The following is a 23,201-nucleotide window of genomic DNA, read 5'->3' on the forward strand; positions in this document are numbered from 1 at the left end:
TCTCCTATTGCAGAACCAGCTCGGCCTGCAGCGCGCCGGCCGATTTGATGCCTTGGAGGATCGCGATAATGCCGTCCGGTTTCACGCCGATACGGTTGAGGCCGGCCACCAATGTCTGCAGGTCGGGGCCGTCGAGCAACGCGACGCGCGCGTCGTCCTGCTGGGCGTCGATGATCGTCGAAGGCTCTTCGGCGGTTTCGCCGCGCGAGAACGGTGCCGGCTGAACGACCTTCGGCTGCTCGGTGATGCGCACGGTCAGCGCGCCATAGCTGACGGCGACCTGCGATATCTTCACGTCCTGGCCGATTACGATCGTGCCGGTGCGCTCGTCGACCACCACGCGCGCCGGTGTATCGGTCCGGATGATCAGATTCTCGATTTCAGCGACGAAACGCGCCGCCGAGATGCCGCCCGGCCGGTTGATCAGGATCGTGCGCGCGTCCTGCTCGCTGGCCAGGCGTTTGCCAAAACGGCCGGTGGTATAAAGATTGATCGCGTCGGTGATCCTGACCGCGGTCGAAAAGTCGGGGTTGCGCAACTGCATCGTCAGGGCGCGATCGTCATTGAACCGCGCCTCGACCTGGCGTTCGACGATGGCTCCGTTGGGGATGCGGCCCGATGTCGGCACGCCTTTGGTCAGTGTCTCGGCTTCGCCCTGCGCGGTGAAACCGGAGACGAAGACGGGCCCCTGGGCGACGGCGTAGATCTCGCCGTCGGGCGCGCGCAGCGGCGTCATGACGAGCGTACCGCCGGCGAGCGAGGTCGCGTCGCCGAGCGACGATACGCTGATGTCGATGCGCGATCCGGATTGCACGAAGGCCGGCAGGTTGGCGGTGACGATCACCGCGGCGACGTTTTTGGCCCGCGCGCGCCCGTCTTCCATGGCGATGCCGAGATTGCGCAGCATGGCGCGGATCGACTGCTCGGTGAACGGCGAATTGCGCAGGCCGTCGCCGGTGCCCTGCAGGCCGATCACCAGGCCGTAGCCGATCAGTTGGTTGTCGCGCGCCGTCTGCAGCGTGGCGATATCCTTGATGCGCGATGCCGGTCCGGTCGGCACCGGCAGGTTGGACGACTGGCCGTTGGCGGAGACGGTAATGGCCTGCGCGCCGTCATAGCCGTCATTGAGATCGCCGCCCGAACTGGCCGGCGCCGTCGCGACGAGGCCGAGACACACGGCCAGGGCGAGGCGAATGATCATATCGCGCCGACCCGGATCGATCCGTCCGCCATGACGATGCCGGTAAACACTGCGCCGGAATCGGCGTTCCTGACCTTGACCATGTCGCCGATCGCGCCCGGTTGGAGCGGGATGCCGATGGTGGAGATCTGGAGCCCGCCATGGACATAGCTGACCGCGACCGGCGCGCCGGCCTCTACCATATAGGCGTCGCGCAGGGCATTGATCGGAATAAGCTTGCCCGGCAGCAGGGTACGCTTGGCGACCTTGCCGGTGACTTGATCGGTATATTGCGCGATCGAGGTCAGGATACGGTTGCTGCGCCTGAGCTTTACCTCGGTCAGCGCGCCGGCATCGACGGTCTCGCCTGGATAGATGACGCGCTTCGCCACCACCGCCATCTCCTGCGCGACGGCCGCCTCGGCAAAGGCGGCGAGCGTGAGCGCGGCGCAGAGAACGAGTGTGGAGATGCGAAGCCGCGACATCGGGCTACCGGATGCTCTGGGTGACGACGGAGGCCATCTCGTCAGCCGCCTTGATGACCTTGGAATTCATCTCGTAAGCGCGCTGGGCCGAAATCAGCTCGGTGATTTCCTTGACCGGGTCGACGTTGGAATTTTCGAGATAACCCTGTTCGATGGCGGCAAAGCCGGGATCGCCCGGCACACCGACATTGGCGGCGCCGGAAGCGGCGGTCTCCTGGAAGAGATTGTCGCCGAGCGGCGCGAGGCCGGCCTCGTTGGCGAACGTGGCGAGCGTGATTTGGCCGAGATCCTGAAGGTCGACCTGGCCGTCGAGGCGGGCGAAGACCTGGCCCGATTTGTTGACGATGACTTCGACCGTCTCGGCCGGGAAAACGATGTCGGGCACGACCCGGAACCCGTCCACGGTGACCAGTTCGCCATTGGCGTTGGTGTTGAAGGCGCCGGCGCGGGTGTAGAGCGTCTGGCCGTCGGCGCCCTCGATCTGGAACCAGCCCGGACCGGTCAGCGCCAGGTCGAACTTGTTGCCGGTGCTGTCGAGCGAGCCCTGCATATGCACGTTCCTGACCGCCGCCGCCTTGACGCCGAGGCCGATGCTCGCGCCTTCCGGCACGATGCTCTGGTCGGCCCGGTTGGGCACGCCCTGCAGTCGCTCGACCTGGTAGAGAAGGTCGGAGAACTCGGCGCGTGCGCGTTTGAAACCGGTCGTGTTGATGTTGGCGATATTGTTGGCGATCACTTCCAGGTTGAGCTGCTGGGCGTTCATGCCGGTGGCGGCAATGGCTAGGGCTTTCATCGCTGTTCCTCAGATCGCCATGCGGCTGATTTCGAGATAGGCGGTCACGATCTTGTCGCGGATCGCGATCGCGGCTTGTAGGGTCTGCTCGGCGCTCATCACGGCGTCGACGACGTCGCGCGCCTGGATGTCGCCGCCCTTTAACGCATGCATGGAAACGCTCTCGGCGCGTTCCAGCGTGGCGACGGACTGGCTCGCTGCCGCCTCCAGCGCCGCCTCGAAAGAGGTCGGCAAGATCGAGGGCGCGACCGGCGGGGCAGCCGGTCCGACGCCCGCCAGCCCGTTGCCCAGGGACGTCTGGTTGAGACGGTCGATCAGTCCCAGCCCGGCGATCATCACTGCGACCTCAGAAGATCGATGGTCATGGAGATCAGCTGGCGCGCCTGCTTGATCACCTGGAGGTTGGCTTCGTAGGAGCGGTTCGCCTCGCGCATGTCGGCCATCTCGATGATCGGATTGACGTTGGGCATCTTCACGAAGCCGCCATCGTCGGCGGCCTGGTGGCTCGGCAGGTATTCGATCGGGAATTCGCTGCGGTCGAGATCGACCGACTGGACACGCACGAAGGAACCGCCATTGTCGCGATCGAGCGCGGTGGCGAAAGTCACGGTCTTGCGCTGATAGGGGTCGGCGCCCGGCGTGTTGCCGGTCGACTGGGCATTGGCCAGGTTCTCCGACACCACGCGCAGGCGCTCGGACTGCACGCCGAGACCCGACGCGGCGATCTTGAGGGCGGCGGAAAGCGGATCGATCGCCATCAGCCCCTCGTCGCCATCATCATCATGCGGTGGAAGGATTTCACGATCGCCGTGTTCAGTTCAAAGGCGTGGCGGACTTCGCCGGCTTTCACCAGTTCCTGCTCGACGGTGACCGAGTTGCCGGAGGGCGAGGTGGTTTCGATCGCGTCCTGGCGCAGGTTGAAGGTTTCGCGGCCGGCGCCGAGCGGCATGTGCCCGACCCGGGTCGGCGCGAAAGCCAGCTTGGCGCTGTCGAGGACCTGCTCGAACGGAACGACGTCGATCGCCTGGTAACCGGGCGTGTTGATGTTGGCGATGTTGCCCGCCACGGCCGACTGGCGCACGGACAGCCAGCGCGCCTGCTGCGCGGCGAGATCGAACAGACTTACCGGTTGCATGATCTTTCCCTCGGTCAGGGCCAGATTAGGAACACAGTCTTGCGCGGACCTTGCGTGGTCGCGGCGGCCCCGTTCATCTTGAAATGGATCCGCTGGCCGCCGCCGGCGCGAAGATGGCGGCGGCTGCGATCCGCTCTGCCGTTGCAACGGGGAGCGAAACCTGAACGGCTCCGACCTTATGGCGTCAATTCGATGACGGCGTCGTTGCTGGTGCGCAGGACCCAGGACCCGGAACGCTTCTCGATCGCCATGACGCGCGAATTGTCGGGCAGGATCGACCCCCGCTCGACCACCCAAAAGCCGTTCGCGTCCTGGATCATCGCGCGCCCCTTGGCGACGTGGACCAGGGCGTAGGCGGGTTTGCGGGCCGGGAAGGGCTGCACGCTTCCGGTGGTTTCGGGCGCCGTCCTGTGCGGCATAACCGTGCCGGTCGGGGCGAAGTCCAGCGGCAGTTCGGCGATCTCTTCTTGTGTGAGGCGCTGCGGCGCCCAGTTGACCCGCGGCGTGTAGAACGGACCGGACAGGTCGGATTCGATCTCGGTTGCGTCGAAATCGACGACGCGCACCCCGAATTGATCCTGGTTGAAGAAAACGTACCAGGGGAAGGTGAAGCTCGCCGCGCCGATGCCGAGGCCGATGCCGGCGAGGATGGCGTCGGACAGGCTGTAGCGCCCCTTGCGCCGGGGGCGGGCCCCGGCCGGCTTGGCCGGCGGCGACATTCCGGCGAGCGCGGGCTCGCCCGTCCTTGCGCGTTTTCGGCCAAAGATACGCCAGCTAGCCATCGGTTACCTCCTGGGCCTTGAGATGCCGGGCCAACTCGGTGAAGGGATCCGCGATGGCGCCGTCGCGCGGCGATTGCATCAGCGCCTGATAGATCGTTGGAACCTGGCGCACCGCGTTGTCGAGGTCGGGGTCGCCGCCCGGTTTGTAGGCGCCGAGAATGCGGATGTCGCGGGTTTCCTCGAAGCGGGAAATCATCGCCTTGAGCCGCGTCACAAGCGTGCGTTCGCCGTCGCTCCAGGCGCGATTGGCGAGGCGCGACACGGAGGCCAGCGGGTCGACGGCGGGATAGCGGCCCTGTTCGGCGATCGCGCGCTCGAGCACGGCGTGGCCGTCGAGGATGCCGCGAACCGAATCGGCCACAGGATCGTTGTGGTCGTCGCCGTCGACCAACACCGAGATGATCGCGGTGATCGAGCCGGCGCCTTGGCCGCCCGGGCCGGCGCGCTCGAGCAGTTTCGGCAGGTCGGTGAAGACGGAGGCGGGGTAGCCGCGTGCGACCGGAGGCTCGCCGGCGCCGATCGCGACCTCGCGCAGGGCGTGGGCGAACCGGGTCACCGAATCCAGGATCAGCAGGACCTTGTCGCCGCGATCGCGGAAATATTCGGCCACCGACATGGCGGTGCCGGAGGCGCGCTTGCGCATCATCGCGCTTTCGTCGCTGGTCGCCACCACGGAGACGGTCTTTTTCATGCTCTCGGCGCCGATCGTGTCCTCGAGGAACTCGCGCACCTCGCGCCCGCGCTCGCCGACCAGCGCGATGACGACGGTGTCGAAGGCATCGGCGGCGGCCAGCATGGCGAGCAGCGTCGACTTGCCGACACCGGAGCCGGCGAAGACGCCCATGCGCTGGCCGAAACAGAGCGGCGTGAAGATGTCGATGACCTTGACCCCGGTGCGGAAGGACGCGTCCACGCGCTGCCGGGAAAGGGCAGGCGGTGTGACGGATGCCGCGGGATTGGTCGTGTCGGGCACGAGCGGCGGGCCGCTGTCGACGGGGCGTCCGAGCGCGTCCACGACGCGCCCCTTCCATGAGGTGTCGGGTCCGATTCGGAACGGGCCGCGCAAGAAGACCGGATCGGAGATGCCGGCATCGAAGGTCGTATCGAACGGAGCGACGAGTACGCTGTCGGCGCTGATCTGCACCACTTCCCCGGTTCGCGGCCCGTGGCGGCCGCGATGCTCGACGATGTCGCCCAGCCTGGCGGCAGCCGACAGCCCGCCGACCCTGTAATGGGTGGCGGAGACCTCACGCACATGCCCGCCGCGGCGTACGAGGCCGTCATCCTCGACCAGGCCGCGATGGAGGCGCCCCAACGCTTCCAGCGCGTCGAGCCCCCTGCCGCCGGCGTCCGGGGACGGCGCCGGCGCGGACGCGGCGGCGTATTCCTGCAACGGTCCGGTCGGTTCCACGGCTTTAGCCGCCGAGCGCCTTGACGGCGCCGTCGAGCGATTTGTCGCTCTCGCGGATGGCGGACGCGGCGTTCTCGAAGGCGCGCTGGACCATGATCAGCCGGGTCATTTCCTTGACCGGATTGACGTTGGATTCCTCGACGAAACCCTGGAGCACACCGACCTCGAGACTGTCGACCACGGCTTCCGGCGGGCTGGCCGGGATGACGCCGGAATTGCCGTAGCGCGCGAATTCCGCGCCGGGGGCGAAGGTGAACAGGCCGATCGCGCCGAGCGGCTGCCCGTTCTGGCGCAGCATGCCGTCGCTGCCGGCCGTCGGAGCGCCCGCGAACGGATCGAGCTGGATCGGCGCGCCGCCGGCGTCGAGCACCGGATGTCCTTCTGTCGAGACCAGTTCGCCGGTTTCCAGCATGGTGAAGCGGCCGTCGCGCGTCATCACCGGGCCGGCAGGCGTGTCGATGGCGAACCAGGCGTCGCCGCGCACGGCGAAGTCGAGCGGGTTGCCGGTCTGCTTCACCGGGCCGGACGTGGCCGTCAGGAACGTCGAGCCCGGCGAGACATAGGCGACCGAATCCGAGCCGGATTGCGACACCACGTCCTCGAATTTCACTTCCGTCGCCCGGAAGCCGACGGTGTTGGCATTGGCGACGTTGTCGGCGATCGTGCGCAGCCGCTTTTCGAGCGCGACCTGGGAGGAAAGGGCGACGTAAAGTCCGGTCTGCACAGGCGCGTCCTCAGAATTTCAGTTTCTGCATGGTCAAAAGCAGGTCGGTAGAGATTCCCAGTTCGGCCGGCTGGCCGAACAGAATGGCCGTGTTGGGCAGGTTGGCCGCGGTCGGGTTGGAAATCTCCCACATGCTCGTGAAGCGGGTCAGGAATTCCGACAGGGCCTCGGGATCCTTGAAATCTTCGATGTCCAGCGTGCGCTCGAAAATCTCGACCTGCTTGTCGACGTCGAGAAGGGCGAAGGAATCGGGCAGGCTGAGCGAGGTGCGCACCACCTTGGCCAGTGCGCTGTCAGCAAGGACGGAATAAAAACTCTCGATATCGGGCGCTTTGCGCTCGAAATAAAGGGCAAGCCGGACGCCCTCGTTCTGGTTGCCGGCGTTTTCTTCCAGGGTCTGGCGCAGATAACGGTCGACGGTGCCTTGGCGGGTCCGATCGAAGACCGTCGTGTTTTCGCCGAAGCTGGCGAAGTTGAAGGCTTCGGCGAATTCGCGATAGCGCAGATCGTTGAGCGAATTGGCGAAACTATCGCTGTCGTCGACGCCGCCCTCCAGCACTTTGACCATGAACGCCTTGGCATAGGCCATATCTTCCAGGCCGAAGGCCTTCATGGCGTAACGGTAGAGGCGGTCGTTGCCGATGAAATCCTCGACCGACTTCACCTTCTCGATGTTTTCCAGGTAATATTCGCTTTCGCGCTGGACCATCGGCTGCGTCTGGACCCGCTCGAGGGATCGCGCGATGTCGCGCGTGATTGCGCTGTAGCTGGCAAATGTGCTGACCAAGCCGGTGCTCCGGTGCGGGTTCGACCGGTGTCACACTAGGCGCCATTGCTTGCGTGAACCTTTCCGGCGCGGCAAGGCGCGCGATCAAGCCTCACACAAGCAAGCCGCGCTAGATCAGGCCTTCAAGCGAATTGCGGAGGCGCCGCGTTGGGCATTCTCGTCGGTCTGGTTGTCACGTTTGGCTGCGTTCTCGGCGGCTTCATGGCCATGGGTGGGCACATCGACGTGCTCATCCAGCCGTGGGAATTTGTCATCATCGCCGGCGCGGCACTCGGCATTTTCCTGATCGGCAATCCGATGTCGACGGTCAAGGATGCCGGCCGAGCGATCGTCGAGGCCTTCAAGCATGCGGTCCCCAACGAAAACGATTATCTGGAAACGCTCGGTGTCCTGCACAGCCTGATGCGCGAACTCAAGACCAAGTCGCGCAGCGAGGTGGAAGGCCATATCGACAGCCCCGACGAATCGCCGATTTTTCAGTCCTATCCGCTGGTGCTCAAAAACCAGGATCTCACCCATTTCATCTGCGACTATTGCCGGCTCATCATCATCGGCAATGCCCGCTCGCACGAGATCGAGGCGCTGATGGACGAGGAAATCCATACGATCCGCCACGACAAGCTGAAATCCTATCACGCGCTCGTCGCGATCGGCGACGGTCTGCCGGCGATCGGCATCGTGGCCGCGGTGCTCGGCGTCATCAAGGCGATGGGGGCGCTCGACCAGTCGCCCGAAGTGCTGGGCGCGTTGATCGGCGCCGCGCTGGTGGGAACGTTTCTCGGCATCTTCTTGTCCTACGGCGTGGTCGGGCCGATCGCGGCCAAGATCAAGGTCGTGCGCGAAAAGCGCAATCGGCTCTATGTCATCGTCAAGCAGACATTGCTGGCCTACATGAACGGCGCCCTGCCGCAGGTCGCGCTCGAGTTCGGCCGCAAGACGATCTCCTCCTACGACAGGCCTTCCATCGACGCCGTCGAGCAGCACACGCTGAACTCCGGCCACGGCGACGTGAAAAAGGCGGCCTGACATGGCGGATGGCGCTCCCGTCCCCGGCCGCGGTGGAAACGACATCCTCGAACGCCTGCTCGGCGACACCGGAGAGCCGGACCTCATTATCGAGAGCGCACGCAATCTGGGCGAACGCACGCTGAAGCCGCTGCGCGCGGCGATGGGCGAGGGCATGAGCCACCCGATCTCGATCGATCTGGGCGAGGCCGACATGGCGCGGATGAAGCAGGCGATCGGCGACGCGGGGCCGCACGACGCGGTGGTCGTGGCGGCTTCGGCCAATTCGCCCGACGCCCTGGTCATCCGCGTCGATCCGCTAGCGATCGCGGTGTTCATCAACGCGCTGTTCGGCGCGGAGCCCGATGCCGAGCCGCAGGCGATCGATCGCGATCTGTCGCCGCTTGAACGGGAGGTCGCGGGGTTGGTCGTCCAGCAGGTCGCCACGGCCTTCAACGGTTTCGGCCAGCGCGCACTGCAAGTCAGTTTTCCGCTGCCGCCGGTGCAGTCCGGCGAGGGGTTGCAGAAGATCGCGCTGCGGGACGGACCGGCGGTGAAGATCGAGTTTCTCGTCGAGGCCCAGCCTGAGGCCGGGCGCATCGTGGTGGTCATGCCGCAGCGCATCCTGTTGCGCCCGCGCGAGGAACCGGGGGCGGACGGGCCGGAGCAGCCGGGCGGGCGGGGCGACGACTGGTCGGCGCGCTTCAGCGAGGAGGTGATGCGTTCAAAGGTCAAGCTTCAGGCGACAATGCCGCTCGGGCGTATGAGCCTGGGCGCGATCGCGCGGCTGAAACAGGGTCAGACTATCGCGTTGGCGCCGAACGCGACCGCGCAGGCCACGCTGGCGAGCAAGGACAAGACGCTGTTCGTTTGCGAGTTCGGCCGGCTTGGACAAAACTACACCGTTCGAATCAAAAGCCCCTGGAACACCGAAGAGGAACTGATCGATGGGCTTTAACTTCCCTGATCTGCCCCGGCCCGTCATGGCCGCGGGACCAGGAGCTGGACGATGAACCAGGTCAACGCCCCGGCCGGGACCGGGGACGACGAAGAGGATCTGAACCGGGCAATCGACGAATTGCGCGGCGTCCTGCATGAAGGCGAGGAAGCGGCGGATGAACCGGCCGCCATACCCGACTTTCCGGTCGGGGAAAGTGCTGCGCCGGATTTCACCTTGGGTCAGGCGGACGGCGACGCTGCCGAAGCGGCCGGCTCCGGCGTAATCATGGGGATCCCCGTCGACGTGCAGATCGTTCTGGGCAGCACGGAGATGCAGGTCTCGGAGCTGATGTCGCTGCGCAAAGGCGCCACGGTCGCCCTCGACCGCCGGATCGGCGAGCCGGTCGACGTGGTGGTCAACGGCCGCAAGATCGCGCGCGGGGAGATCACCGTTCTGGAGAGCGACCCGTCCCGGTTCGGAATCCGGCTGACGGAAATCATCAGCAACTCGAAGGCATCCTGACCGTTTCATGGATTTCGACGCGCACACATCGACCATGTCGCAGGGGATCACGGCCGAGAGCCTGACGCGGGCGCAAAAGGCGGCGGCGATCCTGGTGGCGATGGGCAAGCCGGCTGCCGGCCGGCTTTTGAAGTTCTTCAGTCACGAGGAACTCAAATCGCTGATCGAGGCGGCGCGGATGCTCAAGACGATCCCGCAGGGCGAACTGGAAAAGATCATCGCCGAATTCGAGGACGAGTTCGCCGAGGGCGCCGGTCTGATGGATTCGGCCGCGACGATGGACAAGATTCTGAGCGAGTCGCTCTCGCCCGAAGAAGTCAGCGCGATCATGAACCACGGCGCGGAGACGGGTGGTGAGGCGCCGCTGCCGGTCTGGCCGCAGATCGAGAAACTCGAGCCTGAACGCGTCGGTGCCTTTCTCGAGCGCGAGCATCCGCAGACGGCGGCTCTGGTGCTGACGAAACTGTCCTCCACGACCACGGCCAACGTTCTTTTGGCCATGCCCAAGCAACAGCGCGGCGAAGTCGCCAAGCGCATGGTCACGATGGGGACGGTCAAGCCCGGCGCGTTGCGCATCGTGGAAAACCAGTTGCGGACAGCGCTTCTCGGCGACAGCGCGAAGAAGTCGTCGAGCGAAGGCCAGGCGCGGGTCGCTACCGTTCTCAACGAGCTCGAGAAGGCGCAGCTCGACGAAATTCTGTCCGATATGGAAACGGCGGGGTCGCAGGACGTGCATGCCATCCGCGCGCAACTGTTCTCGTTCGAGGACCTGCCGCTGCTCAGTCAGAAGGCGCGGCTTGCGCTTTTCGACGGCCTGTCGCCGGAAATCGTCACCCTGGCGCTGCGCAACGCCGGCAAGGAACTGACGGAAACGGTGTTGTCGGCGCTCGGCGTGCGTTCGCGTCGCATGATCGAGGCCGAGCTGTCGATGGAAGTCGACGGCCTTCCGGCGGCCGAGATCGCGAAGGCCCGGCGTGCCATCGCCACGACCGCCATCCGTTTGTCGAAGGACGGGAAGATCGAGCTGCCATCCACCCAGGTCGCCGCTTAGCCGAGGCGTGTTGCCGCTCGCTACGCGGCGGCCATGGCGATGAAAGGACGGCTCCTCCATGGCCGACGATCAGGACAAGGACAGCAAAACCGAGCCCGCCACGGAAAAGAAGATCCGTGACAGTATCGAAAAGGGCAACCAGCCCTTTTCGCGCGAGCTGCCGATCCTGGCCTCCTTCGCCGCTATTGCCATCTTCCTGCTGTTCTTCGCCTATGACACCGGTATCCGGCTGGCCGGTTTCCTATCGACGTTTCTCGAGCGGCCGGAGGAATGGCGGCTGGAAACCGAGCTCGACGCGATCTCGCTCTACCAGACCGTCTTCATCGAGATCGCGCGCGCCATCATGGTGGTGATGTTCCTGCTCGTGGCGGCCGGCATCGCGGCATCGGTTTTTCAAAACATGCCGCGTTTCGTCGGTAACCGCGTGATGCCGAAATTCTCCCGCATCTCGCTGATCGGCGGCTGGAAACGGGTATTCGGGGTCAAGGGTTTCGTTGAGTTCCTGAAATCCCTCGGCAAGGTGCTGTTTGCGGTCGTGTTCCTGTATTTCGTCATGCACGACGTCGACGTGCGGCTGCTGCAGGGCATGGTCACCCATCCGCTGAGCTTCGGCCATGTGATCCGGGATCTCGCCGTCGAGCTGGTGGTGACCGTCACCATCGCCATGGTCCTGATCGCCGCGGCCGACCTTTTGTGGTCACGCTATCACTGGCTGGAAGAACTGCGCATGACCAAGCAGGAGGTCAAGGACGAGGTCAAGCAGGCCGAGGGCGATCCGATCCTGAAATCGCGGATGCGCTCGCTTGCCCGCGACCGCGCGCGCCAGCGCATGATGGCGGCGGTCCCGCGCGCCACCTTGGTGGTCGCCAACCCGACCCACTACGCGGTGGCGCTGCGCTATGTGCGCGCGGAAAACGCGGCGCCGGTCGTGGTCGCCAAGGGCCAGGATCTGATCGCGCTCAAGATCCGCGAGATCGCCGAAGAGCACAATGTGCCGGTTTTCGAGGACGTCGCGCTCGCCCGTTCCATCTTCAAACAAGTTTCGGTCGATAGCATGATCCCGTCTCATTTCTACGAGGCGGTCGCGGAACTGGTCCGCATCATCCACGGCAGCCGCAACGGCGCGAAGACAGGCAAGTCGCATTCATGAACCGCCAGCCGCACACCTCAGCACGCGAAATCATCGTAGCCGATGCGATCCGCGAGGTCGTGTCGGAGCTGCGCCTGGTCGATGTCGCCGACTATGTGGCCTATATACGGCTTGAGTATTTCGCCAATCTGTCGGACATCGTGGATTCGGCGGCCGAACTCTATTTCATGCCCGACACGCTGCGCTTCGGCCATGGTGGCGACGTCGACCTCGGCTGGTCGGGCGAGCCGACCGTCAATCTCGACCTGCAATTGCGGCCGAAGGGCGCGACGGTCTATTTCACGCTCAACATGACCGCGCTCAAGGCGGGCGTGGAGATCGGCTACGTCGCGCTCGACGATCCGTCGCCCGATCCGATGGAAAACACGCGTTTTCTGGCGAGCGCCCTGGAAGCATCCAAGATCCGACGCACGGTCCCGCTCGACATCTGACCGGTCGCGGCCGAAAGCCTATTCGATCAGTCCGAGCCGCAGCGCCTTGGCCACCGCATGGGTGCGGCTCATTGCGTTGAGCTTATGGGTGGTGGTGGCGAGGTACTGGTTGGCCGTGTGAACCGAAAGGCCTAGCGCGGCCGCGATATCCTCGCTCGTCTTGCCTTCGGCCGTCATCGTCAGGCACTCGATCTCGCGTTTCGACATTGGCGGCGTGCCGTCGAGTTGCGACAGGCGCAGCCTGGCCACCGACCGGAACAGCGAAAAGGCGCGAATGTGCAGGTCGCACACAATGCCGTCGTCAACGGCCATGTCGCGGCCGGCCAGGATGAAAAATCCCCCGATCCCGCCATCGGCGAAGACCGGCAAGGCCAAGCCCGGCAGGTCGGGCGTCAGGGCCGGCACCTTGTGGCCGAGCGAAACCAGGGGAAAGGCAGGGCATTGCTGCGCGCCGGTTTCGCAATACCACCAGGCCGGCGCGAGCGTTTCGGCGCGTGTGGCCATCCAGGCCATCCCGGCAGGTCCGCATATCGCCCGAGACAGATCGGACGTGCGCGGGAACTCCCGGTCGAAGGCAGTGGCCAGCCCGGGAATGCGGCGGTCGCGGGTCTCGACATATAGGCCGTAAAAGGACGCCGCGGCGCTGGCGGCCAGGCGCCGCGCCTTGCGCACCGTCTCGAGCACGGTCGCGACGTTCTCCTGGGTGACGTCGAGGCCGTCGGCCGCGGCTCTCGCCTTGGCGGGGTTGGCCGGGCCGTCCTGGGCCGTGCGCTGTTTCATCGTTCAGATGGTCCCGCTGCGGATCGCGGTCGCGATCGCCATCGCGCGGTTGGCGGCGCCGTATTTGCGGATCGCATGGGCGAGATAGCTGTTGACGGTGTTGGCGGTGACGCCGAGGATCATCGCGACCTCGCCGGTGGTCTTGCCCTCCGAAACCCAGCGCAGGCATTCGCGCTCGCGCACCGAAAGCGAATTCGGCGGCGGCGTGCCCAAAAGTTCGGTCGGAACCCGCGACAGCAAGTAACAGCAGGCGAGCTGCGCCTGCGGCAGCATCTGGCGGTCGATCGCCCCGACCCGTCCGGAGGAAAACAGCGCCTTGCAGCGCTGCGCGGTGGCGTGGAGCCCGACACAGTAGATTTCGGCGTGACCGTGGCGCGCGAGCAGGCGCAGCGCCTCGTTCTCGCCGTCGCCGACCGGGCTTGCCGGCTCGCCCATCGCGCAGGTGCGCGGGCCGGCCGACAGTCGGGCAAGCGGTTCCAGGCCGAGAATATGAACGGTATCGTAGATCCAGTTCGACGCGATGATGTGCGGGCGCTCGCCGCCGTGGTCGAGCAAGGTACCCAGCAAAAGAAACCGCTCGGCGCCCGCTTCGGCGCAAATGCGGCCGAGACAGTCGGAAAGGTCGCTGCGGGTGGTCACCGCCGGTATTGCGGCCAGCGTCTCGCGCGAGAGCGTTCGCCGCGCGCCGTTCATGGCCGCCGGCAGGGGTAGGGTGGCGCGTCCCCGCCGGGTGGGCGGGCAGCGGGGGTTGGCGAATCAGTCGACATGCCCAACGATTTCCACGCAGCGCGAATCGCGTCAACTGCGAAATCTCGTTGTGCAAAGACGATGCGGAGCTGCGCGGTCGCGCACCGTCCGGTGCCGCTATCGCGGTCCGATCAGGCCGAGCCGCTCGCGAGCCAGCCACCGCGCCAGCAATAGCGCCCCCACGACGGCCAGGCCGGACGAAAGCCCGAGCCAGATGCCGGTGCCGCCGAACCCGTAGCGAAAGGCGAGCACTCCGCCGATCGGCAGTCCGACGCCCCAATAGCCGATTGCCGCGTAAAGCATGGGAACGCGTGTGTCGTGCAGTCCGCGCAGCATGCCGCCAGCCACGGCCTGAGCGCCGTCGAAGATCTGGAACAGCGCGGCGAACGCGAGAAAGCTGACCGCCAGTTGAGCGACGGCCCGGCTTTCGGGCGTGGACGCGTCGATGAAGATACCGATCAGAAGGTCGGGCACGGCGATCATGACCAGCGCCATCAGCGCCATAAAGCCGACACCGAGTCCGAACGAGGCCCAGCCGGCCCGCGCGATGCCGCCGGGGTCACCGGCGCCGTAGGCGCGGCCGACGCGTACCGTGACGGCCTGGGAGATGCCCATCGGCACCATGAAGGACAGCGAGGCGACCTGCATGGCGATGGCATGAGCGGCGAGCGCGGTCGTGCCGATCAGCCCCATCAGCATGGCCGCTACATTGAAGATAGAGACCTCGAAAAGCACGATTGCCCCGATTGGCAGGCCCATACGGGCGAGCGCGGCGAAGCGTGGCCAGTCGGGGCGCCAGAAGCGGCCGAACAGCCGGTAGCGGCGGAATTGCTTGTCGATGGTCACGACCAGGGCTACGCCGGCAAACATCAACACGCTCGACAGCGTGGTTGCCAGTCCGGATCCGGCAATGCCCATCGCCGGAAAGCCGAGATTGCCGAACATCAGGCACCAATTGGCTAGCACGTTGAAGGCGACGGCGCAAAAGGTCACCACCAGCGCCCAGCCCGGCCGCTCCATCGCCGCCATGAAACAGCGCAGCACGATGTACCAAAAGAACGGTAAAAGTGCCCATTGCAGCCAGATCATGTAGCGGCCGGCCTCGCTCGCCAGTTCCTTCTGCTGGCCCATAAGTAAAAGCAGCGGTTCGGCAAACCACAGAAATGCCCAGATCGGCAGTGCGACCAGCGTCGCGATCCAGATGCCCTGGCGCACCGTGCGGCGCACGTCGCGTACCGAATGGCGGCGGCGTCCGAGCTCGCTGGCGATCATCGGCGCGGTGGCCAGGATCAGGCCGAGGCCGAAGATCATCGGCGCGAAGTAGAGCGACCAGCCGAGCGTGCCGGCGCCCAGAGTTATCGGACCGAGGCGGCCCATCATGATGATATCGGTGGCCGTCATGGCGTTCTGGCCGAGATTGGTCATCACCATCGGCCAGGCGAGCGCCAGCGTGGCACGGATTTCCCGCCGCCAAACGGATATCCGCGCCGGCGCCGGGGGCGCGGCCGGGCAATCTGCCAATCTGCTCATTGTGGCCTCATGAAACGCAGCCGCGCTCGGGTCCTCGCGGACGTCCACGTCGTGCGTCGATCCGGCTCTTGGTACAGGCGGCGCGGCAAGGCAAGCGACTGCGCGCCTTAATCGATTGGTACAGCGGGGTCGTTTCGCGGCGATGTCCGAATTGCCGCAGGCCGGCTTTTAGCGATTTCCGCACATCCGCGGTGCTGTTATGATCAGGTTCGAGACGGAAAAAGGCAAACAGCGTGCAAGGACGGCCACACCGGACCCGATCGTGGATCGCCGTCGTTGCGACCGCCTTTCTTGTCCTGCAGTCCGCGCTGGCCGGTTTTGCCGGCGGTGTCAACGCCGCCCCGCTGGCGCTCGACGCGTTCGGCAATCCGCTGTGCATCGGCAACAATGTCGGCGGTCCGGTCGAAAACGGCGGTAGCGGTCATCAACTGCCGAATTGCTGCCTGGCATCGTGTTCCATGTTCGTGCCGGTCATGGCGGCCGTCGCGGACAAAACCGCGCCATTCCTCCTTTTCTTCGATGCAACTTCCGTTCCTGCATACCACCGCGCCGTTCCGACGATACGCGGTCTCGGCGAACCGGGCCGGCCGCGCGCGCCTCCGCTTTCGGGTTGATCCAGACCGTTTTCTACGGTCCCGTTTTGGATTTGCAGCCGGGCAGGCCCCGGTCCCGATTTTTCTTGGAGAGCATCATGTCGACCATTTTCAGCGCGGTTGTCGCGCGTTCATTCCGTCCTCAACCTTCCTTTCTCGCAAGTGTCGAGGAAAGGCTCGGCCTTGCCGTTCTCACTTTCGCGCTGCTCGTGGCCAGCGCGTTCTCGCTGATGGCGTCCGAAGCCAAGATCGGCGACATCGTTGTCGATCATGGCTGGTCGCGGGCGACGCCGGCCGGCGCCAAGGTGGCGGGCGGGTTCGTCGTCATCCACAATCAGGGCAGCGCCGACGACCGGCTGATCGCGGTGGAAACCGGGATCGCCGAGCGTGGCGAGATCCACGAGATGTCGGTCGACGACAAGGGCGTGATGACCATGCGTCCGCTGGCCGACGGGCTGGTGATCCCGGCCGGGGAGACCGTGGAACTGAAGCCCGGCTCCTTCCACATCATGTTCATCGGGCTCAACGCCCAGCCGGACGAGGGCGAAAGCTTTCCTGCCCGGCTGATCTTCGAAAAGGCCGGCGCCGCCGAGCTGATGTTCGAGGTCACCGGTATGGGCGGCAGTCATGAAGGCCATAAAGGCCACGGCGTGAAGAAGAATGACTGACGCCGGCGCCGGTTTCGCCAGATAAGCGAAGAAACGGCCTGTCGCGCCCGATCGGGCCGGCCTGCGAGCGAGGTTCATCGCTACGCCGATGCGGGCGTGGTGCTGGACGAAAGCTGCGCGGGATAGCCCGCCTCGTCCGCGCATCGGGCTCTCTTGCAAACAAATCCGGCCCGTAGGGAACCTTGCGGGCCGGTGTTTCATCCAAAGCCACGCGGTGTTGCGATCGCATGTGCCGCTCACCTGATCGGCGCGGCGTCGTCATCGCCCGCGTCAACCGCGCGTCGGCCGTTCGCCGGCCCGAAAGGAGATTATTCGATGAACAAGCTCATCCTCACCACGGCGATGCTCTCGTCCTTTGGCGTCGCCAGTGCTTCCGCCCACGCGACGCTCGAACGTCAGGAGGCCGCCGTCGGCGGCGGCTACAAGGCGGTGGTCCGTATTTCTCATGGCTGCGACGGCAAGCCGACAACAACCGTGCGGGTCAAAATCCCGGAAGGTGTGGTGTCGGCCAAACCGATGCCCAAACCGGGGTGGACGCTCGAAAAGGTTCGGGCTTCCTATGCCAAAACCTATGAGTTTTACGGTCATCCGATCAGCGAAGGGATAACCGAGGTGACCTGGAGCGGGGGCAGCCTGGCCGACGACGAGTATGACGAATTCGTCTTCAGCGCCTTCCTGACGACCGATCTTCCGGTCGGAGAGGTGCTGTATTTCCCGGTCGTGCAGGAATGTCCCGACGGCGCGGCGGAGCGCTGGATCGAGATACCGGCCGAAGGCGAGGAAGGCCGCGACCTGGACAAGCCCGCGCCCGGCTTGAAGCTGCTGGAAAAAACCGGCGGACACTGAAGAACCGGGCGGGCGCGCAGAGCGTCCGCCCGTTCCCACCAATAACGGAAATCGCGATGTTCTCGTTGCCTGGACCAGCAGTCATGCGGCCGTTCATCTCGGCTGCGTTGCGTGCGCTCATCGTGACGATGGCGGCCCCGCTCTTGTGGCTCTGTCTCGCGCAGGCGGCATTCGCCCATGCTTCGCTGACGGCGACGGAACCTGCCGACGGCGCCGTGCTTGCCGGCGCGCCAAGCCGTTTCGCCCTCATTTTCAGCGAACCGGTGGCGCCCCTCGTGCTCGAACTCGTCGGTCCATCGGGTGAACGCCGGGCACTCGAAGGTGCCCGGCTGCGGGACCGCACATTGGAGATAACAGCACCCGCCGGGCTCTCCGACGGCACGCATGTATTGTCCTGGCGTGTGGTGTCGGAAGACGGGCACCCGGTCGGTGGCGCCGTCGTCTTTTCGATCGGAGCGCCGAGCGCGGCCAAGCCGATAGTTGCTGCTGAAGGGGATCCAACGGTGATGGCGGCGCTGTGGGCCAGCAAGGTAGCGCTCTATTGCGGCTTGCTCTTGGGCTGCGGCGGGGTTTTCGCCGCCAGATGGCTGACACAGAGTAGTGACGGACGGCGCTTCGTTGTCATATGCCTGATGCTCGGCATTGCCGGTGCGGTGTCCGGCGTCGGGTTCCAGGGGCTCGACGCGTTGGGCCAGCATATGGTCCGCCTGGCGGACGTACGGACCTGGGGCGCTGGACTATCCACTTCGTTCGGGCGTACCGCGATTTACGGGCTCGTTTCGATCGCGGTCGCCCTTCTGGCATGGATCACGAGCGGGGCAATAGCGCGGACGCTGTCGATCGTCGCACTGCTCGGTGCGGGGGTCGCGCTGTCGGCAAGCGGACATGCCGGTTCGGCCAAACCGGAATGGCTGATGCGTCCCACGATCTTCACCCACGCCGTTGCTGTCGGTTTCTGGATCGGCTCGCTCGTCCCCCTCGGCCTTTCATTGCGACGCGGCCGCGTGGAGGCACGTGAGGCGTTGTCGCGGTTTTCGCGGACCATTCCGTTCGCGCTCGCGGGTCTCGTTCTTGCCGGCGGTGTTCTCGCCATCGTCCAGGTCGAAAACGTGTCGGCAATGGTGGAAACGGACTATGGCAATGTCCTTGCCGTGAAATTGGGGCTGTTCGCGACCCTCCTGGGCCTGGCGATCGTCAACCGCTATCGTTTGACTGCCATGGTGAGCGCGGGCGATCGCCTTGCCACGCGTGTGCTCGTGCGCTCCATTGTGGCCGAAACGGTGATCGTGATCGCGATCCTTGCGTCCGTGGCGGCATGGCGTTTCACCCCGCCTCCGAGGGCCCTTGCCGCCGGTGATGCCCGGTCGGCCCATATTCATCTGCACGGCGAGACGGCGGCGGCCGACGTCGTCTTTCGCCCGGCACGTCGGGGGCCGGTCGTCGTCGACATAACGGTGCTCGATGGTGATCTGGGCGCACTCAATGTCAAGGACGTAACTCTGTTCATGGCCAATGAGGCGGCCGGTATCGCCATGATCAGACGCCGGGCGAGGGAGGGCGAGGGTGCTGTCTGGATTGTGGAGGATCTCGTGCTTCCGCTTGCCGGCCGCTGGAACGTCAGGATCGACGTTCTCATCAGCGATTTCGAGATGGCAAGACTTTCAGGAGAAGTCGAAATCGACGGATAATGCTCCGGCTCCCTGATTGGACGAATGCGACAAACGCCATATCCGATTGCGACGTCATGTTGACATAAAGATATCCTTATGTGACCATGGAGAGAGTTCCGGAACACTATCACGCGAGTATATTTTATGGCTTCCAGCCTTGATGAGCTGTTCGGCCCGGTTGCGGAAAAACCGGACGGCAAGGAAATACGCGCTGCGCTCGATCAGGCGGCGCGCGAACGCATTCTCGTTCTCGACGGCGCGATGGGAACGCGCATCCAGGCCCTCGGCTTCGGCGAGGACGACTATCGCGGCGAGAAGTTCTCCGGCTGCGCCTGCCACCAGCAGGGCAACAACGATCTCCTGATCCTGTCGCAGCCCAAGGCGATCGAGGAGATTCACCTCGAATACGCGCTTGCCGGCGCCGACATCCTGGAGACCAACACGTTTTCCTCCACCTTGATCGCCCAGGCCGATTACGGCATGGAGGCGATGGTCTACGAACTCAACCGCGACGGCGCCCGGCTGGCGCGCCGCGCCGCGATCCGCGCCCAGCAGAAGGACGGTCGTCGCCGTTTCGTCGCCGGCGCGCTCGGACCGACCAACCGCACGGCCTCGATCTCGCCCGATGTCAACAATCCCGGTTTCCGCGCCGTCACCTTCGACGATCTCCGGATCGCTTATGCCGATCAGCTGCGCGGCCTGATCGACGGCGGTGCCGACATCGTGCTGATCGAGACGATCTTCGATACGCTGAACGCCAAGGCGGCGATCTTCGCCGCGCTGGAAGTGTTCGCCGAAAAGGAGATCGAGCTGCCGATCATGATTTCGGGCACGATCACCGATCTCTCCGGGCGCACATTGTCCGGCCAGACGCCGACGGCGTTCTGGCACTCGATCTGCCATGCCAGGCCGTTCACGGTCGGGCTCAACTGCGCGCTCGGCGCCGAGCAGATGCGTCCGCATCTGGCCGAGATTTCGAGCGTCGCCGACACCTTCACCTGCGCCTATCCCAATGCCGGCCTGCCGAACGCGTTCGGCGAATATGACGAAAGCCCGGAATTCATGGCCGAACAGGTCGAGGCGTTCGCCCGCGAGGGGCTGGTCAATGTCGTCGGCGGCTGCTGTGGGTCGACGCCGGAACATATCCGCGCCATCGCCGAGGCGGTGTCCAAACACGCGCCGCGCACGTTGCCGGACATCGAACCGCGCATGCGCCTTTCGGGGCTCGAGCCGTTCGTGCTGACCGACGACATTCCGTTCGTCAATATCGGCGAGCGCACCAACGTCACCGGCTCGGCGCGCTTCCGCAAGCTGATCACCGCCGGCGATTACGCCGCCGCCCTCGAGGTCGCCCGCGACCAGGTCGAAAACGGCGCCCAGGTGATCGACATCAACATGGACGAGGGGCTGATCGATTCGAAGGCCGTCATCGTCGACTATCTCAATCTGGTTGCTTCCGAGCCCGACATCGCCCGGGTGCCGGTGATGATCGATTCCTCCAAATGGGAGGTGATCGAGGCCGGCCTGAAATGCGTGCAGGGTAAGGCGGTGGTCAATTCGATCTCGCTCAAGGAAGGCGAGGAGGCCTTTCTCAAGCAGGCGCGCTTGTGCCGGGCCTATGGCGCGGCGGTTGTGGTGATGGCCTTCGACGAAACCGGTCAGGCTGACACCAAAGAGCGCAAGGTCGAGATCTGCACCCGCGCCTACAAGATTTTGACCGAAAAGGTCGGCTTCCCGCCGCAGGACATCATTTTCGACCCGAATATTTTCGCGGTCGCCACCGGCATCGAGGAACACGATAATTACGGCGTCGACTTCATCCAGGCGACGCGCGAGATCACCCGGACGCTGCCGCATGTCCACGTGTCGGGCGGGGTGTCCAACCTGTCGTTTTCCTTCCGCGGCAACGAGCCGGTGCGCGAGGCGATGCACGCGGTGTTCCTCTACCACGCCATCCAGGCGGGCATGGACATGGGCATCGTCAATGCCGGCCAGCTCGCCGTCTACGACACGATCGACGCCGAACTGCGCGAGGCGTGCGAAGACGTGGTGCTGAACCGGACGCCGAAGGGCGAGGGGAGCGCGACGGAGCGCCTGCTCGACCTTGCCGAGCGCTTCCGCGGTACCGGCGGCAAGGCGGCGCGGGAAAAGGATCTGTCCTGGCGCGAATGGCCGGTCGAAAAGCGGCTCGAGCACGCGCTCGTCAACGGCATCACCGAATATGTGGTGGAGGACACCGAAGAAGCCAGGGTCAAGGCGGAGCGGCCGCTGCACGTCATCGAGGGGCCGCTGATGGCCGGCATGAACGTGGTCGGCGACCTGTTCGGCGCCGGCAAGATGTTCCTGCCGCAGGTGGTCAAGTCGGCCCGCGTCATGAAACAGGCGGTCGCCCATCTGTTGCCCTACATGGAAGCCGAAAAACGCGAGAGCGGCGACGAGAGTAGGAATGCCGGCAAGGTGCTCTTGGCCACGGTCAAGGGCGACGTGCACGATATCGGCAAGAACATCGTCGGCGTCGTTTTGGCCTGCAACAATTACGAGATCATCGATCTCGGCGTCATGGTGCCGGCAACCAAGATCCTGCAGACCGCGCGCGAGGAAAAGGTCGACATTATCGGCCTGTCCGGCCTGATCACGCCTTCGCTGGACGAAATGGCGCATGTGGCGGCGGAAATGGAGCGCGAAGGTTTCGACGTTCCGCTGCTGATCGGCGGCGCCACGACCAGCCGCGTGCACACGGCGGTCAAGATCCATCCGCAATATGATCGCGGACAGGCGGTCTACGTCACCGATGCCAGCCGCGCCGTCGGCGTGGTATCGAGCCTGTTGTCGCCGGAAACCCGCGCCTCCTATGTCGAGACCGTGCAGGCCGAATACAAGAAGGTGGCGGCCGCGCACGAGCGCAACGAGGCTGAAAAGCGCCGGCTGCCGCTGGCGGCGGCGCGCGCCAACACGTTCAAGCCCGACTGGGCCGGCTACGAGCCGCCGGCGCCGTCCTTCACCGGCACGCGCGTCTTCGACAATTGGGACCTGGAGGAGCTGTCGCGTTATATCGACTGGACGCCGTTCTTCCAGACCTGGGAGATGAAGGGGCGCTATCCCAAGATCCTGCAGGACGAAAAGCAGGGCGAGGCCGCGCGCCAACTCTTCGACGACGCCCAGCAAATGCTGAAAAAGATCATCGACGAAAAATGGTTCGTGCCCAAGGCGACGATCGGTTTCTGGCCCGCCAACGCGGTCGGCGACGACATCCGCGTGTTTGCCGACGACAGCCGCGACAAGGAACTGGCGACGTTCTACACGCTGCGCCAGCAGCTGACCCGCCGCGACGGCAAGCCGAACCTGGCGCTTGCCGATTTCGTCGCACCGGTCGAAAGCGGCAAGCCGGACTATGTCGGCGGCTTCGTCGTGACGGCCGGCATCGAGGAGATCGCGATTGCCGAGCGTTTCGAGCGGGCCAATGACGACTATGCCTCGATCATGGTCAAGGCGCTGGCCGATCGCTTCGCCGAGGCCTTCGCCGAGCGCATGCACGAGCGCGTGCGCAGGGAATTCTGGGGTTACGGCGCCGGCGAGACATTTTCGCCGGAAGAGCTGATCGGCGAGCCCTATGACGGCATCCGGCCGGCGCCCGGCTATCCGGCCCAGCCCGATCATACCGAAAAGGCCACCTTGTTCCGGCTGCTCGACGCCGAGGCGAAGATCGGGGTGAAGCTCACCGAAAGCTTCGCCATGTGGCCGGGCTCGTCCGTGTCCGGGCTTTATCTGTCGCATCCCGACAGCTACTATTTCGGCGTCGCCAAGGTCGAGCGCGACCAGGTCGAGGACTATGCCGCCCGCAAGGGCATGGAGGTCGCGACCGTGGAGCGTTGGCTCGGGCCGGTGCTCAACTATACGCCCAAGAAGTTCGTCGAGGCGGCGGAGTAGCCTCGCAGACGCTCCCGGCGCTCTTGAGCGCCGGGAGCGGTTTC

At 65.1% G+C, this 23,201-nt stretch carries 24 protein-coding genes; 10 read left to right on the forward strand and 14 right to left on the reverse strand.

Going from position 1 to position 23,201, the window contains the following annotated elements; genetic code table 11:
- Window positions 1-4: 4 nt before the first annotated feature.
- The 10 genes from GN330_RS18850 to GN330_RS18895 form a co-directional block, all read right to left on the reverse strand.
- On the reverse strand, window positions 5-1,201 hold the full coding sequence (locus tag GN330_RS18850) for a flagellar basal body P-ring protein FlgI (RefSeq protein WP_156714361.1): 1,197 nt from the start codon (window positions 1,199-1,201) through the stop codon (window positions 5-7).
- Window positions 1,198-1,665 (reverse strand): flagellar basal body P-ring formation chaperone FlgA, encoded by a 468-nt coding sequence (flgA, locus tag GN330_RS18855; RefSeq protein WP_156714364.1) that lies wholly within the window; start codon window positions 1,663-1,665, stop codon window positions 1,198-1,200. The genes GN330_RS18850 and flgA overlap by 4 nt, the downstream gene beginning before the upstream one ends.
- A gap of 4 nt (window positions 1,666-1,669) precedes the next feature.
- Window positions 1,670-2,458, reverse strand: coding sequence for a flagellar basal-body rod protein FlgG (flgG, locus tag GN330_RS18860; RefSeq protein WP_156714366.1), 789 nt, complete (start codon window positions 2,456-2,458; stop codon window positions 1,670-1,672).
- A 9-nt stretch (window positions 2,459-2,467) separates the two neighbouring features.
- A complete protein-coding gene (gene fliE, locus GN330_RS23860) occupies window positions 2,468-2,794 on the reverse strand; it encodes a flagellar hook-basal body complex protein FliE (RefSeq protein ID WP_156714368.1) in 327 nt (108 codons plus the stop codon).
- On the reverse strand, window positions 2,794-3,210 hold the full coding sequence (gene flgC, locus GN330_RS18870) for a flagellar basal body rod protein FlgC (RefSeq protein ID WP_343040952.1): 417 nt from the start codon (window positions 3,208-3,210) through the stop codon (window positions 2,794-2,796). Before flgC ends, fliE begins: the two co-directional genes overlap by 1 nt.
- 5 nt (window positions 3,211-3,215) lie before the next feature.
- On the reverse strand, window positions 3,216-3,593 hold the full coding sequence (gene flgB, locus GN330_RS18875; protein ID WP_156714373.1) for a flagellar basal body rod protein FlgB: 378 nt from the start codon (window positions 3,591-3,593) through the stop codon (window positions 3,216-3,218).
- 176 nt (window positions 3,594-3,769) lie between these two features.
- Entirely contained in the window at window positions 3,770-4,375 is a 606-nt protein-coding gene (locus tag GN330_RS18880) for a hypothetical protein (RefSeq protein WP_156714374.1), read from the reverse strand.
- Window positions 4,368-5,699, reverse strand: coding sequence for a flagellar protein export ATPase FliI (gene fliI / locus GN330_RS18885; protein WP_246188766.1), 1,332 nt, complete (start codon window positions 5,697-5,699; stop codon window positions 4,368-4,370). Before fliI ends, GN330_RS18880 begins: the two co-directional genes overlap by 8 nt.
- 91 nt (window positions 5,700-5,790) lie before the next feature.
- Window positions 5,791-6,510 carry a flagellar basal-body rod protein FlgF gene (flgF, locus tag GN330_RS18890; protein ID WP_343040917.1) on the reverse strand — a complete coding sequence of 240 codons (720 nt, stop codon included), beginning with the start codon at window positions 6,508-6,510 and terminating at the stop codon, window positions 5,791-5,793.
- A gap of 10 nt (window positions 6,511-6,520) precedes the next feature.
- Window positions 6,521-7,297, reverse strand: coding sequence for a DUF1217 domain-containing protein (locus GN330_RS18895; protein WP_156714375.1), 777 nt, complete (start codon window positions 7,295-7,297; stop codon window positions 6,521-6,523).
- 147 nt (window positions 7,298-7,444) lie between these two features.
- Between GN330_RS18895 and motA the strand changes: the two genes are divergently transcribed.
- The 6 genes from motA to GN330_RS18925 are packed head-to-tail and all read left to right on the forward strand — an operon-like array spanning window position 7,445 to window position 12,396.
- Window positions 7,445-8,323 carry a flagellar motor stator protein MotA gene (gene motA / locus GN330_RS18900; protein ID WP_156714377.1) on the forward strand — a complete coding sequence of 293 codons (879 nt, stop codon included), beginning with the start codon at window positions 7,445-7,447 and terminating at the stop codon, window positions 8,321-8,323.
- 1 nt (window position 8,324) lies between these two features.
- Complete coding sequence (locus tag GN330_RS18905) at window positions 8,325-9,260, forward strand: FliM/FliN family flagellar motor switch protein (RefSeq protein ID WP_156714379.1); 936 nt, start codon at window positions 8,325-8,327, stop codon at window positions 9,258-9,260.
- A gap of 51 nt (window positions 9,261-9,311) precedes the next feature.
- Window positions 9,312-9,764, forward strand: coding sequence for a flagellar motor switch protein FliN (gene fliN / locus GN330_RS18910; protein ID WP_156714381.1), 453 nt, complete (start codon window positions 9,312-9,314; stop codon window positions 9,762-9,764).
- Between the two features lie 7 nt (window positions 9,765-9,771).
- The gene (locus tag GN330_RS18915; RefSeq protein ID WP_246188760.1) at window positions 9,772-10,815 is read left to right on the forward strand and encodes a flagellar motor switch protein FliG; all 1,044 of its coding nucleotides are present in this window, start codon (window positions 9,772-9,774) and stop codon (window positions 10,813-10,815) included.
- Between the two features lie 58 nt (window positions 10,816-10,873).
- The gene (gene flhB, locus GN330_RS18920; RefSeq protein WP_156714383.1) at window positions 10,874-11,965 is read left to right on the forward strand and encodes a flagellar biosynthesis protein FlhB; all 1,092 of its coding nucleotides are present in this window, start codon (window positions 10,874-10,876) and stop codon (window positions 11,963-11,965) included.
- Window positions 11,962-12,396: a hypothetical protein gene (locus tag GN330_RS18925; RefSeq protein WP_156714385.1), complete on the forward strand. Its 435-nt coding sequence runs from the start codon at window positions 11,962-11,964 to the stop codon at window positions 12,394-12,396. Before flhB ends, GN330_RS18925 begins: the two co-directional genes overlap by 4 nt.
- A gap of 18 nt (window positions 12,397-12,414) precedes the next feature.
- Here the strand turns inward: GN330_RS18925 and GN330_RS18930 are convergent, their stop codons facing one another.
- From GN330_RS18930 to GN330_RS18945, 4 genes are all read right to left on the reverse strand, one after another.
- Window positions 12,415-13,176, reverse strand: coding sequence for a helix-turn-helix transcriptional regulator (locus GN330_RS18930; protein WP_156714387.1), 762 nt, complete (start codon window positions 13,174-13,176; stop codon window positions 12,415-12,417).
- A 3-nt stretch (window positions 13,177-13,179) separates the two neighbouring features.
- Entirely contained in the window at window positions 13,180-13,869 is a 690-nt protein-coding gene (locus GN330_RS18935; protein ID WP_156714389.1) for a helix-turn-helix transcriptional regulator, read from the reverse strand.
- A 171-nt stretch (window positions 13,870-14,040) separates the two neighbouring features.
- Window positions 14,041-15,453 (reverse strand): MATE family efflux transporter, encoded by a 1,413-nt coding sequence (locus tag GN330_RS18940; RefSeq protein WP_156714391.1) that lies wholly within the window; start codon window positions 15,451-15,453, stop codon window positions 14,041-14,043.
- 203 nt (window positions 15,454-15,656) lie between these two features.
- The gene (locus GN330_RS18945; protein WP_156714393.1) at window positions 15,657-15,998 is read right to left on the reverse strand and encodes a hypothetical protein; all 342 of its coding nucleotides are present in this window, start codon (window positions 15,996-15,998) and stop codon (window positions 15,657-15,659) included.
- A 146-nt stretch (window positions 15,999-16,144) separates the two neighbouring features.
- On the opposite strand from GN330_RS18945, the gene GN330_RS18950 reads away from it, so the two are divergent.
- The 4 genes from GN330_RS18950 (at window position 16,145) to metH (ending at window position 23,157) form a co-directional block, all read left to right on the forward strand.
- Complete coding sequence (locus GN330_RS18950) at window positions 16,145-16,714, forward strand: copper chaperone PCu(A)C (RefSeq protein ID WP_156714395.1); 570 nt, start codon at window positions 16,145-16,147, stop codon at window positions 16,712-16,714.
- Window positions 16,715-17,029: 315 nt separating this feature from the next.
- The gene (locus GN330_RS18955) at window positions 17,030-17,560 is read left to right on the forward strand and encodes a YcnI family copper-binding membrane protein (protein WP_156714397.1); all 531 of its coding nucleotides are present in this window, start codon (window positions 17,030-17,032) and stop codon (window positions 17,558-17,560) included.
- Between the two features lie 83 nt (window positions 17,561-17,643).
- Window positions 17,644-19,248 carry a copper resistance CopC/CopD family protein gene (locus GN330_RS18960; protein ID WP_156714400.1) on the forward strand — a complete coding sequence of 535 codons (1,605 nt, stop codon included), beginning with the start codon at window positions 17,644-17,646 and terminating at the stop codon, window positions 19,246-19,248.
- A gap of 126 nt (window positions 19,249-19,374) precedes the next feature.
- Window positions 19,375-23,157 carry a methionine synthase gene (metH, locus tag GN330_RS18965; RefSeq protein ID WP_156714403.1) on the forward strand — a complete coding sequence of 1,261 codons (3,783 nt, stop codon included), beginning with the start codon at window positions 19,375-19,377 and terminating at the stop codon, window positions 23,155-23,157.
- Window positions 23,158-23,201: the final 44 nt, after the last annotated feature.

The organism is Nitratireductor arenosus, from assembly GCF_009742725.1.
GTDB classification, from domain to species: Bacteria; Pseudomonadota; Alphaproteobacteria; order Rhizobiales; family Rhizobiaceae; genus Mangrovimarina; species Mangrovimarina arenosa.